Source organism: Actinobaculum suis (assembly GCF_900618115.1).
Classification (GTDB): domain Bacteria; phylum Actinomycetota; class Actinomycetes; order Actinomycetales; family Actinomycetaceae; genus Actinobaculum; species Actinobaculum suis.
The window spans coordinates 2,204,920-2,218,266 of the sequence record NZ_UYIO01000001.1 but is presented as its reverse complement, the minus strand read 5'-3'; the positions used below and the strand labels follow the sequence as shown (position 1 = coordinate 2,218,266).

Below are 13,347 nucleotides of genomic sequence, written 5' to 3'. Positions count from 1 at the left end.
CGTCTAAGCAGCAAGGCGGCCCGGGGCCGGAATTTTGAGAATCCGGGCCCGGGCCGCTGGGCTACTAGTGCGCGCTTAGAGTGGTGCTTTGCGCAGGTGCTGGCCGTGCGCAGTTGCTTTGCGCGACGCCGCCGCCTCGCGTAGCGTAGCGCTTACCGCAGCGCGGCGATGATGTAGTTGTTGATTGTGGCCTTGATGAGCTCGAGGTGTGCGGGCTCGGTGGCAGCCAGCAGTTCGGCGGAAGGAATATCAAGCGCGTGGGCTTCCAGGTCGGCCAAAGTGGCCTCGCCGCTTTCTACCTGCTTGCCAATACCGGTATCGAAGGAAGCGTAGCGCTGGGCGAGCAGCTCCTGGATGTAACCATCTTCGTGCATCTTCGCCGCTACGAGCAGGCCGGCCGCGAAACTATCCATACCCACGATGTGGGCGAGGAACAGATCTTCTGGCGTGTAGGAAGTGCGCCGCGGCTTGGCATCGAAGTTCAGGCCGCCGGAAGGCCCAATCGAGCCCTCATCGAGAATTTCCCACATAACCGCCGTCGTCTCATACAAATCAGACGGGAATTCATCTAGATCCCAACCGAGCAACTTATCGCCCTGGTTCGCGTCCAGCGAGCCGAGCACGCCCGCGCTGCGCGCCACCCGGATTTCGTGCTGGTACGTGTGCCCGGCCAAGTTCGCGTGGTTGCCTTCCAAGTTGAGTTTGAAGTGGTCCATGAGGTCGTAGGTTTGCAGGAAGGCGATCGTGGTAGCGGCGTCGAAATCGTATTGGTGCGTAGTGGGTTCCTTCGGTTTCGGTTCGAGCAGGAACTGCGCTTCCAAACCGATTTCTTGCGCGTAATCCACGGCCATGTGGAAGAAGCGCGCAATATTATCTTGTTCGCGCTTATAATCCGTGTTCCACAAGTTTTCGTAACCTTCGCGCCCGCCCCAGAACACGTAGTTTTCCGCGCCCAAACGCTTAGCGATTTCCAGCGAATGCTTGAGCTGGCCGCCCGCGTAGGCGTAAACATCCGCGAAAGGAGAAGTGGCCGCACCGGAAGCGAAACGCGGATTGTTGAAAAGGTTGCAGGTGTTCCACAGGAGTTTGACGCCGGTAGCCTCCTGTTGCGCAGCAATTTGTTCGACGACGCGGTCCAGGTTCGCGTTTGATTCGCGCAAAGTATCGCCTTCCGGGGCGATGTCACGATCGTGGAAGCAGAAGTATTCCACGCCGAGCTTCTGATAGAACTCGAAAGAGTAATCGACCTTCGCTAGGGCCTGGCTGAGCGGGTCTGCATACTTGCCGTCCCAGGGGCGCTGCGCCGTGCCATCCCCGAAAGGATCTACGAGCCGGGCATCGAAGGTGTGCCAATAAGCTACGGCAAAGCGCAGCCAATCCTTCATCTTCTTGCCGGCAACTACGCGATCGGCATCGTAATAGCGAAAACCGCGCCCCTGCTTAACCTCTTCGGTTCCCACAAACGGGATCTTCTCGATATTCCACAGATCTGCCATAATCGGCCTTTCTTCTCACTCGCTTCACTCGGTTACATTGCCGCGGGCGCTTTTAGTGCGGATGGGTTTGGGCCTTGCAAACGCGCATGCGCGCCGCTGTATAACTATGCAAAATCCAAATCTAAAACCGAGCCTCCAACGACTTTGTTGTGTAATAAAACAAAGTCTAGACGGAGCGGCGCGGGACTTGCAAGGGGAGCGGAAAAACGATTTTCGCCTGGGCCTGAGTTTGCGCCCAAAGCGCTATTCGCCGGCGAAATCTGGGTGTCTAGTGAAAGGGTTGGCAGAAATTTTAGGAAGGCTGAATCGGAAAGGCGTGCGAAAAGCTTGGCCCCACTTACGGCCCTTGACAACTCCAGGCCAGTGACTTAGTTTTATAGAAAAACAAAGTCGAGAGTGCCCTACCGGACGCCAAATTTATGGCTTATAGCGGGTTTTCCGCCCGGTGTGATTGGACGTTGGAGGCTACCTGCAAAGAAGGGGTAGTACCCGCATCCAATAGGGATTCCTCGACGACTACATGGCCAGGAGTCCATAGTTGCCACCCGGTTATAAGTAGGCGGTGCAAGGCGAGGATGGCTGCGGAGTAAGCAAAAATTTTACTCTGGGCATTCGGTGTAAGCGAAGGCTGAAAGAATCCAAGTTTCCGCTATCGCAAACACCTGGCGGCGCGTGTTTCACACAGAAGAGTGCGAGGAGGCTCTCGTGGAAAACAAAATATTGCGCGAGCTAGATAGCGCAGGGAGGTATATGCATCGTTTCGACGAAACTGTAGATAGGTGGAATACCTATAGCGCGAAGTGGGACCTCATGGCTAGCTCGATGGGGGAGCAAGCAATTTCGCTTTCCGTAGCAGATATGGAGTTCCGGACGGCACCGGCAGTGCAAGCGGCGGTAGAGAAAGCTGCCGCCCATGGGATTTACGGGTACACCGAAGTATTCGATGATTTCCGGCTGGCCGCGGCGGGTTGGTTCGCCCGGCATCACGAGTGGGAATTCGCGCCGGAAAGCGTGGTGTTTATGCCGCGCGTAGTAGAACTGGTGGCGATGATCGCCACCACTCGCGGAGTGCAAAAAACGGTTACTCTTTCGCCTGCTTATGATCCGATCCTAGAAGTACTCGAAAAGCAAGGCGTGCACATTAGCGAAAGTCTTATGCTGCCGCCCGCAAATTCGTGCGAATGGAGAATTGATTTCGCGGATCTGGAACGCCGGCTAGATGGCGCCGATCTGTTCATCCTCACCAATCCGCATAATCCCACCGGGAGAGCATTTACGCAGAAGGAACTAGAAAATCTCGCGGAACTGCTACGCAAACATAATTGCCTAGTAATTTCGGACGATATTCACTGCGACCTGCTCCGGCAAGGCGCACAATATAATCCGCTGGCCAAAGTAGCACCAGACTTGGCCGCCACCGGGCGGCTTATTACCGCGGTTTCTCCTGGCAAAACTTTTAATATGGCAGGCCTGGAAGCGGCGGCAATAATCGTAGAAAATGCGGATTTGCGCCAAGAATTAGAAGCCGGCAAGCGTGCACACGGTTTCCACAATCCGAACTATTTTGCGATCCCTGCCGCCATCGCAGCCTGGACGGAAACCGATGCTTGGCTAGCCGATCTACGCACTTATATAGACGCAAATTTTGCCTATGCCATAGGCCGCATCAACGCAGATCACGCTGGGCATTGGCAAGCGGCTACACCAGAAGCCACGTATCTGTTGTGGATCCACACCGGCCCGGAACTGGACACCGCGGAAAAAATGCAGGCTTTCCAAGCTGCAACCCGCGTACAGGTTTCAGCGGGTAGCGGCTTTGGCACTGAATGGGCCGCCTATACCCGGCTCAATTTAGCCGTGCCGCGGCCCATGTTGGAAGAAGCTTTTGACCGCTTCCAGCAGTGGCATCAGAACAAGGCCACCGTCAATGCAACCCGCAATCTGGGCAAAGAAGCTGGCGGATCACAAAGCCAACAAACGACTAATGAATGAAAGGTGAGAACAGTGGCTCACAAAAAGAACCGCGAAACCGCGGAGAATCCTGCGGGTACTCCACCTGCACAAAACCGAACTAGCAAAGGCGCTACCGTAACCGGCTCCGCAAACTCTGCAAATTCGACCGGCACAGCGAGCAAAGTTGCCAAGCCCCGGAAGAAGCGAGAACTCAATGTTTTCTTAGCTTTATTGCCAGTTCTAGCTCTAGTGTTATTCATTGGCGGTGGCTATATCGGATTCGATTTGCCCGTAGAACCCATGATTATTAGCGCTGCCGCGGTAGCAGCGGTGGTTGCCTGGTACTTGGGCTATAGCTGGGACGACATGATGGACTCCGTTTCCGAGAAAATGGCAAAAGCCTGGCCGGCTTTACTTATTTTGCTCACGGTCGGAATCCTTATTGGTTCTTGGATGGCCGGCGGTACCATTCCGTACCTCGTCTATTGGGGTCTGAAACTTATCGATCCGCGGTGGCTAGCGCTCATCGCCCTTATCGGCACCGCGATTGTTTCCCTATGTACGGGAACTTCTTGGGGATCGGCTGGAACCATTGGCGTGGCGTTCATGGGCATCGCTATTGGCATGGATGTCAACCTGGCAATGGTTGCGGGGGCAGTCGTTTCTGGTGCTTACTTTGGCGATAAAATGTCGCCACTTTCAGACACCACGAATATTACTGCCATGATCACCCGTGTTCCGCTGTTCACGCACGTGAAGAACATGCTGTGGACAACTGGCGCGGCTTTCGTGCTTGCGGCCGTTGTGTTCGGCGTCGCCGGTTTTATGTCTCATGACGTAGATGGAGACATCAGCGGGGTGGAAGCGATCACCTCCGAGCTCAGCACCATTTTTAACTTTAATTTGTGGATGTTGGTACCTGCGATTGTTGTACTCATTGGAGCGGGAATGCAATTACCCACGATTCCGGTGATGTTGCTTGGTACGGTACTTGGCCTGATTAATGCTTTCGTGTTTCAAGGAGTTCATATCAAGGACGCCTTCACCACGCTTGTTTCTGGTTTCAAACTCGATATGATCACCGCCTCGGGATGGGATCCTGATACCGCATCGGAGAGCATGCAAACACTGTTGGAGCGTGGCGGTATGAACTCGATGCTCGGCACTTTGGCAATCTGCTTCTGTGCCATAGCATTTGCGGGGATCATGGGCGTATCTAAGTCTTTGGATTACCTTGTGGAACGGGTGCTCAGCGGTGTGAAGACCCGCTTCGGTCTAGTTTCCTCCACAATCGGCATCGGCTTGGGCACAATCGCGGTTACCTGCAATGGCCAGATTTCGCTCATTATGCCGGGCGATGTACTCCGGCCCGCGTATGTACGGCGCGGGGTGCATCCGAAGGTGCTCGGACGAACGCTAGAAGATTCGGTGACGGTAACTGAAACGCTCTTCCCGTGGACGGCGGCGGGTGCATATATGGCTGCCACTCTGGGCGTGCCCACGCTCGAATACGTGCCGTGGGCAGTGCTCAACTGGTCGGGCATGATCTTCGCCCTCATCTTGGCGGCAACTGGTCTGGGTATTTATAACCTCAGCCGGGAAGAACAGGTCGAGCGCCTCGAGCAAGAAGATCTTACGGAAGCGGATGTGATCCGCTGGGGCGATGGTACACCTGGCCCGGCCGCGAAAAAGACTCTAACCGCCGGCACGCAAACGGCTTCCAGATAGAGGCGCCACCAGGTATCGGCATTGTGTAGACATGCGGCACCGTGCAGATATCACAGCTCAATAAACCAGCTTAGGGGGTAGGAACGATCTCCTACCCCCTAAGCTTTTAATCAGACTGTTGGGGCCGTCGGGCCAAGCAGGTTGAAGCCGCCGGGCCAAGCTGCGCGGAGCCGCCAGATCAAGCTGCGCGGAGCCGTTCGGAATTGCACGGCCAATCCGGGCGAACCATCAAATCAAGCCTTTGTAACCAGTGAGCAGGAGGCCTAGATGCCACGCACGCCTAAATCACCCATGCATCCTCATGTAGACGACGCCGTGCTCGCCGAGTTCGTGGCTGGGCTCAGCCTAGAAACCCAGGTGCGGCTAACGGGTGGTCAAACATTTTGGACCACCGCGCCCATTCCGGTACCGCGCGTTGCTGAGCTTCCGGCTGACGAGCTTCCGGTTGCTGAGGGGTCGGTTGTTGAAGGTCCGGCTGCTGATGTCCCCGTTACCGAAGCCCCTATTTCCGAAGTCCCCATTTCTGAAGTTTCCGAAGCTGAGCTCCCCGGCGTCGTAATGTCAGATGGCCCGCACGGGTTGCGCAAACAAGACCCGCGCAGCGGCGACAACCTGGGACTTTCTGGTTCCGTGCCAGCTACCTGTTTCCCACCTTTGGTGGCACTCGCGCAAACCTGGGCGCCGGAAACTGCGCGCGCGGTGGGCGAAGCCATCGGCCAAGAAGCGCTCGCGCAGGAAGTAGACGTGGTGCTCGGCCCAGGCGTGAACCTGAAACGCGACCCGCGCGGCGGCCGCAATTTCGAATATTTCTCTGAAGACCCGATCCTCACCGGGCACCTTGCTGCCGCGTGGATTACGGGCCTGCAAAGCACCGGGGTCGGTGCCTGCCTGAAACACTTCGTAGCCAACGACGCCGAAACCGAACGTGGCGCCATGAGCTCCGAAGTTTCCGCGCGGGCCCTGCGCGAAGTATATTTCCGCCCCTTCGTGCGGGCCATCCGCACCGCCCGTCCCGCCGCTATCATGTGCTCCTACAACCGGTTGAACGGGGAACGCGTGGCTGAAAGCCGCTCGCTCCTCACCGACCTCCTACGCACCGAATGGGGATTTACCGGGGCGGTGATCTCTGACTGGGGTGCTATCACCAACCACCCGGCCGCGCTCGCTGCCGGCGCCGATCTAGCTATGCCCGGCCCGCGCTTGTACGACGACGCCGCTATCATCCAAGCCGTTCGCACCGGCCAACTATCAGCCCAGTCCCTGCGCGAATCCGCAGCCCGCGTGATCAGGCTCGGCCTGGGCCGGCTAGATCAGGAACGGCTTGGCCAGGGCCAGCTTGACCAGGAACGGCCCGGCCCCGGCAGGCCCAGTAATCCCCCGGCCACAGCGAAACTGGCCGCGGGTTGTGGGGGCGAGTCCGCGCCCCCACAACCCGCTACCGTCTCCGCATCTGCAGCTAAGCCGGCTTTGCCGGCGAAGCCAGAAAGCCAGGCGGCGCTGTATCGCAAACACCATGAGCTGGCGCGGGAAGTTGCCGCTCAGGCCATCGTGCTTTTGCGCAATGAAAACGCGGCGTTGCCGCTGGACCCAACCCAGAGTTTGGCCGTGATTGGCGAGTTCGCCCGCCAGCCGCGCTACCAGGGCGGCGGCAGTTCGCATGTCAATGCCACGCAAGTGGATATCCCGCTTACGGAAATTCGCCGGCGCTGGGCCGGCCCCGTAACCTTCGCGCCGGGATACGTTATTCCGCAAGCTGCCGATACCAGTTTGCCGGCCGGGGCGGAGGAATCGGCGCTTGCGGTAGGTCAGGAGTCCGCGTGCGCGGTGGCGCGGGAGGCCACGCTTGCGGTAGCGCCGGAGTCCGCGTGCGCGGTGGTGCGGGATGCCGCGCTTGCGGTAGAGCGGGAATCTGCGCTCGCGGTAGCGCAGGCCGCGAGCGCGGCCGTCGTCTTTTTGGGGCTCCCAGAAAACGCGGAATCGGAAGGTTTTGACCGTACCCACATTGAATTACCCGCTGCGCAGCTCGAATTGGCGCGGGCGGTGGCGCAGGTGCAACCGCGCACGGTAGCGGTGGTGATGCATGGAACGGTTGTGCGTTTAGCACCAATAGCACAGGTAGTGCCGGCAATACTCGATGCCGGGCTTCCTGGCCAGGGTGGGGGAGCAGCCCTGGCGGGTATCCTGTGCGGGGATATTAATCCTTCCGGCAAATTGGCGGAAACGGTGCCCGCCCGGCTCGAAGATACGCCCGGCTACCTGGATTTCCCGGGTGCTTTCGGCCACCACCAGTACGCGGAAGGCGTGTTCACCGGCCATCGCTGGTACGACGCGCGGCGTATCCCCGTTACCTACCCCTTCGGCCACGGCCTTTCCTACACGCATTTTGACTATTCTGACCTGCAGGTACGATTCCTTCCCGGCGAGCCGCTTTCCGCGGGCGGAGGGTCGGAAAATGCCGCGGCCGGCACCGCGCAGCAAGCACGCGCGCAAGCAGGGGAATTAAGGCGAAATCTTCCCGGGGAGCCGGAAAGCGGCGGCGTCGCCGAAAAACGAGAATCCGCCCGCGTTGGCGGGTTTTCCGCGGGCATGGCGGTGGAGGTAAGCGTGGAAGTGCGGAATACGGGTGCGCGGGCCGGACGGGAGGTTGTGCAGTTTTATGTGCAGCCGCCGCGGCGAGTGGCGCCGCGGCCGGTACGCGAGCTGAAGGGTTTTGCCGCGGTGACTTTGCAACCGGGAGAGGCTGCGCGGGTTTCTGCCCGGATTCCGTGGGAAGAGCTCGCCTATTGGGATCCGCAAGCTAAGGCGTGGTTCGTGGAGCCGGGCGAACATATTGTGTATGCGGCTGCTTCCAGTCAGGATTTGCGCTGCGAGCTCGGGGTTGACTTCGGCGGTCATAACGCGCCTTTGCGGATCACAAGGGAAACCCCAATTTCGCAGCTCCTGGCAGACCCGGTAGCCGCCGGGCCAATGCGCCGGGCAATGATCGACGCCGGGCTGGCCCCGGCCGCTCCGGCCGAGTTTTCTGCTTCGGAAAACGTGCAGGTTCTTGCCTCTTCTACTATTGGTATGCTCCGCGCTTTGGGTACGAGCCCAGAAATCTTGGCCGAACTTTTTGCCAGTCTTGCGGCTGCTGGTTTGGAAGTATGCGAATGAAGTATGCGAATGAAGTATGCGAATAGTGGGCCGGCCACCCATTACGGCAACCGACCCACTATTTTCTAGCTATGTATATAGCTATGCATATAGCTATGCCGAATATCTACCCGGCGGCTGTTAGGGCTCTGCTAGCCGTTGGGGCCCCGGCCCTACACCAGCGCAAAGAGCAGCCACGTAAATACGAAGCCTGCAACGCCGATGATTGTGGTTAGGAGCGTCCACGATTTCAGGCCGTCTTGCACGGAAAGCCCTAGGTATTTGGTGACGATCCAGAAACCAGAATCGTTGATATGGGACAAGGCCATACCGCCAAAGCACATCGCGATTGTTACCAAAGTGGCTTGCAGGGAGGTGTAGCCAGCTAGAGCCATGGGCTCTGCCAACAGCCCGGCCGTGGTCAAAATTGCCACAGTGGCCGAACCTTGCGCGGCGCGCAATACTATTGCCAACACGAAGCCCATCAGAATGATCGGAATGTTCGTGGCAAGCAGCGCGTCCGAAAGGGCCTTCCCAATGCCGGATTCCACCAGCACGTTAGCGAAAACGCCACCCGCGCCGGTCACGAACACGATTACCGCCACCGAAGGCAAAGCCGAATCAAGAATCGAACCGCGCTTTTCTAGATCCCAACGCTGCTGGTGCCCGATCACCAGATAAGCCACGATCACTGCCACGAGCAACGCAAAGGGGCTGGCACCCACGAAGGAGAAAACCCCGTGTGCCTGCGTGCCTTCTTCCGTTTGCATCATGCCCACGGTTCCCACCATGATCTGCACGATCGGTAGCAAAATCAGCGCGCATACCGTGAGCGCACTGGGTGGTTTCACGCGCGGCGCGGTGATCACCGTACCGCCGCCACCCGATCCGCTGCCAGTTCCGTTCCCCGAACCATCACCTGCAGCAGCTGCGGTAGTAGCAACCGAGGCGGCCGCCGGGCTATCCCCAAGGGTTAGCTTGTCAATGCGGAACAGTTTCGTGCTGAAGTAGCCGACGGCGCTTGCCAAGGCGGCAAGCGGAAGACCCACGAGAATCATGTGGCCGGCGTCGACCCCTAAGATTCCAGCGGCGGCCACCGGCCCCGGATGAGGCGGCAAAACCACGTGCACGGTGAGCATTACCCCCGCCACCGGCAACCCGATCTTTAGCGGGTTGACTTTCGCTACCTTCGCGAAACCAAAAACGATCGGCGCCAAAATAATGAACCCGACGTCGAAGAACACGGGGATCCCCAAAATAAAGGCAGCTATCGTAACGGCCGCTACCACGCGTTTCACCCCGAGTTTGGCCGTGAAATATTGGGCCAGGGATTCCGCGCCGCCCGCCACTTCGATCACTCGGCCGAGCATTGCGCCCAAACCCACCACGATCATTACCGAACCGAGGGTTTTGCCCATGCCTTCCGTCATCACCGGAATAATTTCGGCAAGGGGAATACCCGTGGCTAACCCGGTTCCCAAAGAAACCAGGAGCAGCCCCACGAAGGCAGACATTTTGAATTTGATAACCAGCAGCAAGAGGATGGCAACCGCCACCGCCGCTATCGCCAATAAAGCCCCCGCAGACATTTAGGCCTCCGGAGCGACCACACGGATCACATTCGAATCATCGTGTGCAGCTAGACCTTGCGCGCTTCCAATCAGGTATTCCTGCTGCGCGGCAGCGGCTACCGGTACGGCAAGGCCCACGCTCTTCGCCGCGTCCGTAACAATCCCCATGTCCTTCACGAAAATATCGAGCCGCGATTTGACTTCCACATCTTCGTCGTACACGCGCAGCATCCGGGCACCCCGATCGCCGAGCATGAAGGAAGCCGCCGCGCCAGACATCAACGCCTCCAGGGCCTGCTCGGTATCCAAACCAAGCTTGCGGGCAAGTGCCAAAGCCTCGCCCGCGGCAGCGATATGTACCCCGCACAGGAGCTGGTTCACCGTCTTCATGGCCTGGCCCTTACCCGGAGTATCTCCCACGCGTACCAGGTTGCCGGCCATTTGTTCCAATACCGGGCGGGTCTTTTCCCAAGCGGCGTCCGTAGCGCCAACGACGACGAGCAGATCGCCTTCACCCGCCCGGGCCGGCCCACCCGAAATCGGGGCATCCACCAGGTCCAGTTGTGCGGCCGCCAATTCTGCGCCGGCCGTTTCCGCTACCGCGACCCCCACGGTGGAAGTCAAAATAATTGCCGCGCCCGGTTCGAGTACCGCAACAACACCATCTTCCCCATGCAAAACCGCATTGAGCTGCTGCTGATCACGTACCGCAACGAGCACCACATCCGCGCCCGTAGCTGCTTCCCGCGCGCTCGCGAAAGTTTCGATCCCGGCTGCTTCCGCCCGGGTGCGGCAAGCCTCTAGCGGATCGAATCCGCGCACGGTAAAGGCTTCGTTCTTTGCCAGGTTGGTGGCCATGGGCAGGCCCATAGCGCCCAAACCGAGTGCTGAAATAATGGTCATTTTCGTGGCTCCTTTGCCTTAGTTTTGCCTTAGGTTGGTTTCTTTTCTTGCCGCTTATTAGGCAGATAGTTTTTCCACAACTTGGGTGAGGGAGGTTTCATCGCCCACGTTTCCGGCGAAGACAATGTAGGGAATACCACGCGCCGGTTCGTTTTCTCCGCGCCAGGCGGAAACAATCCCGGGGAGCATGGGGCCGAGCACTGTTGCGTAGCGAATTCCCAGCCCCTTCGAGGCCACGTCGGAGGAAGTAATCCCACCCTTGGCGATTACGAAACGTGGCCGGCGGCGTGCCAGCACACCTTGTACCACCGCAACCACCGCACTCGAAACCTGCCGCGAGATATCGAGCGAAGCCGCCCCATCCGCGCCGGTAACGAGGGTGCGAGAAGTACGTACCACCACGTTTTCCTGCGCGAGGTCTGCCGCTACCGCCTCCACGATTTGCGCCAGATGTGCTTCGCGGGTTTGCGGGTCAAGCACCTTTGCCACGTCGATTTCGTATTCGGTAGGTGCCTGCGCCTCCCGCAAATTGTCGAGCTGGCGGGTAGTGAGTGCCACGTGCGAACCGACTACTATCAGCCCGCCGGTAGCAAAGTCGGTACCCAGCCGTGCTTCCTGAATTTCGGCGGCCGTGAGCGGGGCCCGCGTTTCCTGCCCAATCCGCGCCCGCACAAACGGCGGCCCTACGCGGTACAGGAAGCTCTTACCTTCGCCTTCAACGGTGGCCAGCGCGAGGGCCAACAGCCGCAGATCGTCTTCGCAGGTCACATCACACACAATGGGTTGGCGTCCGGAAGCTTGCCGCAAAATATCGGCCACCCCGGCGGTGCCGGTACGCAAAGTTTTCAGATCGATGAGAAGCACTTGGCTAGCAGGCACGCGCCCGGCCGTTTTCTCCTCCACCCACGCGGGAAGGTACGAAGCTTGGTACCCGAAAGTAGCGTCCTTGGCGAATTCGGTTTCGCCCACGGGTACGAACCCATCGGCAAGCGAACCGGCATAGTGGGTGCCTTTTACAGTGATGCGGCCGGCGTCTGCAAAAGCGGGGACAATTACGACGCCGTCTACCTCCCGCCCGGTTTCAGCTTTGATGCAGTCTGCCAACACGTCCGGTTCGAGCGGGAAATGGCCTCGCATCGTCGAATCTGAACGAGAAACAAAACTGATCGGAATATCGCCCAGTTTGCGCGCGGCCGCATATGCGGCCGTAGCTACTTCACGATTGACCCGTTCCGCATCTTCCGGGGAAAGCGAACGGGAATTGGTCATCACGTATACCGCGGGTTTCCCGGTTTGTAAGCCCCACTCAAGATCGGAAACATTCCAGCTGGTGAGCACGGGAAGATCGGCTACAGATTGCGTGCCCGTAGGGTCATCGTCTAACACGATAAGCACCGGGGCATGTGCGTTCGCAGCGCGCACCTGCGCGGCCGGGGTTTCTACCGGATCTGGCATACCGGCTGTTAACTCGGCAAGGGATATGCCCATCTGAACTCCTTTGTCTTAGCCTCATGGCGATTTGGGAACTCCGGCCCAAACGCAACCTCCGAGCACCAGTGCTCAGAGGTCTGAGGTCCACACAGACTAAAGTTCAAGAGCGCGCCTTGTCAACCAGATCTCAGAGGAGTGTGGGCAATCTGGAAACCTGCTTAGTGTGTATGGGGTAGGGGCAAATCCGCGCGGCGGGTGAATCAGCTCTGGCGGGCCCTTCGCGCCCTCCCGCTACCGGGGGTAAATCCGCGGGGCGGTGAATCAGTCCTGGAGGAGGGTGAGGATATCGTCGCGGGTTTGATCCATGTGTGCCCGCATGGCCTGTTTAGCAGCGGTAGGATCGTTGGCCGCGATTTTGGCAAAAATGTTCTCGTGGTGGCCAGCGGCGCGTTTGCGCACTTCCGGAAATTCGGTGGTGTGGCGCCGCGAATCGAGGAGGGCTTCCGCCAGGGGATCTAAAAGTGCGGCGAGAAGTGGATTGCCGCTGGCGCTCATAATGGAATTGTGGAAGTCCAGGTCTAGTTGGGTGGCACGTTCGACGTCGTTCTCCGCGGAAGCTTGCGCATAAGCATCTAGAATCTGGCGCATATCAGCGATTTGCAGATCGGTACGCCGCGCGGCGGCAAGCCCGCTCGCCCCCACTTCGATCATGCGGCGCGTTTCCACCAGGTGAATACCCAACTGCCTGCGAGAACAGTTCCGGGACATCCAGGTAATTATGGACCGCGGGTCCTTCCAAGTGTGAGGATCGGCCACAAAAGTACCGCGCCCATGCACCACCCGCAAAACCCCGCGCTCGGCGAGGGAACGGACGGATTCGCGCATGGTTGGCCGCGATACGCCCAGCCACTGGGCCAGCTCAGTTTCCGGAGGCAGAGGATCCCCGGGGGAGAACCTCTTATCCAGGATTGCGTCCATGATTTGCGAGACTGCACCTATTACCCGGTCGCTGGCCATGCCACCTCCTTATTTGATCACAAATATCGTAGTACATAACAACTCGCGGCAAGGAACTCATAAGTGCGGCAAGGGGCGCATAGGTGAAGGCCCCGGCGTAAAAGGCCGGGGCCAGC

8 protein-coding genes are annotated in these 13,347 nt (G+C 58.9%); 3 read left to right on the top strand and 5 right to left on the bottom strand.

Annotated elements, in window-relative coordinates; all coding sequences use genetic code 11:
* Positions 1 to 152: 152 nt before the first annotated feature.
* Complete coding sequence (xylA, locus tag H8274_RS08880; protein ID WP_065419433.1) at positions 153 to 1,496, bottom strand: xylose isomerase; 1,344 nt, start codon at positions 1,494 to 1,496, stop codon at positions 153 to 155.
* Between the two features lie 705 nt (positions 1,497 to 2,201).
* On the opposite strand from xylA, the gene H8274_RS08875 reads away from it, so the two are divergent.
* From H8274_RS08875 to H8274_RS08865, 3 genes are all read left to right on the top strand, one after another.
* Positions 2,202 to 3,488, top strand: a complete 1,287-nt coding sequence (locus H8274_RS08875) for a MalY/PatB family protein (RefSeq protein ID WP_244924583.1) — start codon at positions 2,202 to 2,204, stop codon at positions 3,486 to 3,488.
* A gap of 12 nt (positions 3,489 to 3,500) precedes the next feature.
* Complete coding sequence (gene nhaC / locus H8274_RS08870; protein WP_185934339.1) at positions 3,501 to 5,177, top strand: Na+/H+ antiporter NhaC; 1,677 nt, start codon at positions 3,501 to 3,503, stop codon at positions 5,175 to 5,177.
* A 267-nt stretch (positions 5,178 to 5,444) separates the two neighbouring features.
* A complete protein-coding gene (locus H8274_RS08865; RefSeq protein WP_221884791.1) occupies positions 5,445 to 8,330 on the top strand; it encodes a glycoside hydrolase family 3 C-terminal domain-containing protein in 2,886 nt (961 codons plus the stop codon).
* Between the two features lie 152 nt (positions 8,331 to 8,482).
* On the opposite strand, the gene H8274_RS08860 is transcribed toward H8274_RS08865, so the two are convergent.
* The 4 genes from H8274_RS08860 to H8274_RS08845 form a co-directional block, all read right to left on the bottom strand.
* Complete coding sequence (locus H8274_RS08860) at positions 8,483 to 9,898, bottom strand: GntP family transporter (protein WP_185934338.1); 1,416 nt, start codon at positions 9,896 to 9,898, stop codon at positions 8,483 to 8,485.
* Positions 9,899 to 10,783 carry an NAD(P)-dependent oxidoreductase gene (locus H8274_RS08855; RefSeq protein ID WP_049618927.1) on the bottom strand — a complete coding sequence of 295 codons (885 nt, stop codon included), beginning with the start codon at positions 10,781 to 10,783 and terminating at the stop codon, positions 9,899 to 9,901. It abuts the gene before it with no gap.
* A gap of 57 nt (positions 10,784 to 10,840) precedes the next feature.
* The gene (locus tag H8274_RS08850) at positions 10,841 to 12,271 is read right to left on the bottom strand and encodes a four-carbon acid sugar kinase family protein (protein ID WP_185934337.1); all 1,431 of its coding nucleotides are present in this window, start codon (positions 12,269 to 12,271) and stop codon (positions 10,841 to 10,843) included.
* Between the two features lie 264 nt (positions 12,272 to 12,535).
* On the bottom strand, positions 12,536 to 13,231 hold the full coding sequence (locus H8274_RS08845) for a FadR/GntR family transcriptional regulator (RefSeq protein WP_049618925.1): 696 nt from the start codon (positions 13,229 to 13,231) through the stop codon (positions 12,536 to 12,538).
* Positions 13,232 to 13,347: the final 116 nt, after the last annotated feature.

Bases quoted from the DNA above. Each gene is read 5' to 3' on its own strand.
- xylA (WP_065419433.1), bottom strand. From the start codon at position 1,496: ATGGCAGATCTGTGGAATATCGAGAAGATCCCGTTTGTGGGAACCGAA.
- H8274_RS08865 (WP_221884791.1), top strand. From the start codon at position 5,445: ATGCCACGCACGCCTAAATCACCCATGCATCCTCATGTAGACGACGCC.
- H8274_RS08860 (WP_185934338.1), bottom strand. From the start codon at position 9,898: ATGTCTGCGGGGGCTTTATTGGCGATAGCGGCGGTGGCGGTTGCCATC.
- H8274_RS08855 (WP_049618927.1), bottom strand. From the start codon at position 10,783: ATGACCATTATTTCAGCACTCGGTTTGGGCGCTATGGGCCTGCCCATG.
- H8274_RS08850 (WP_185934337.1), bottom strand. From the start codon at position 12,271: ATGGGCATATCCCTTGCCGAGTTAACAGCCGGTATGCCAGATCCGGTA.
- H8274_RS08845 (WP_049618925.1), bottom strand. From the start codon at position 13,231: ATGGCCAGCGACCGGGTAATAGGTGCAGTCTCGCAAATCATGGACGCA.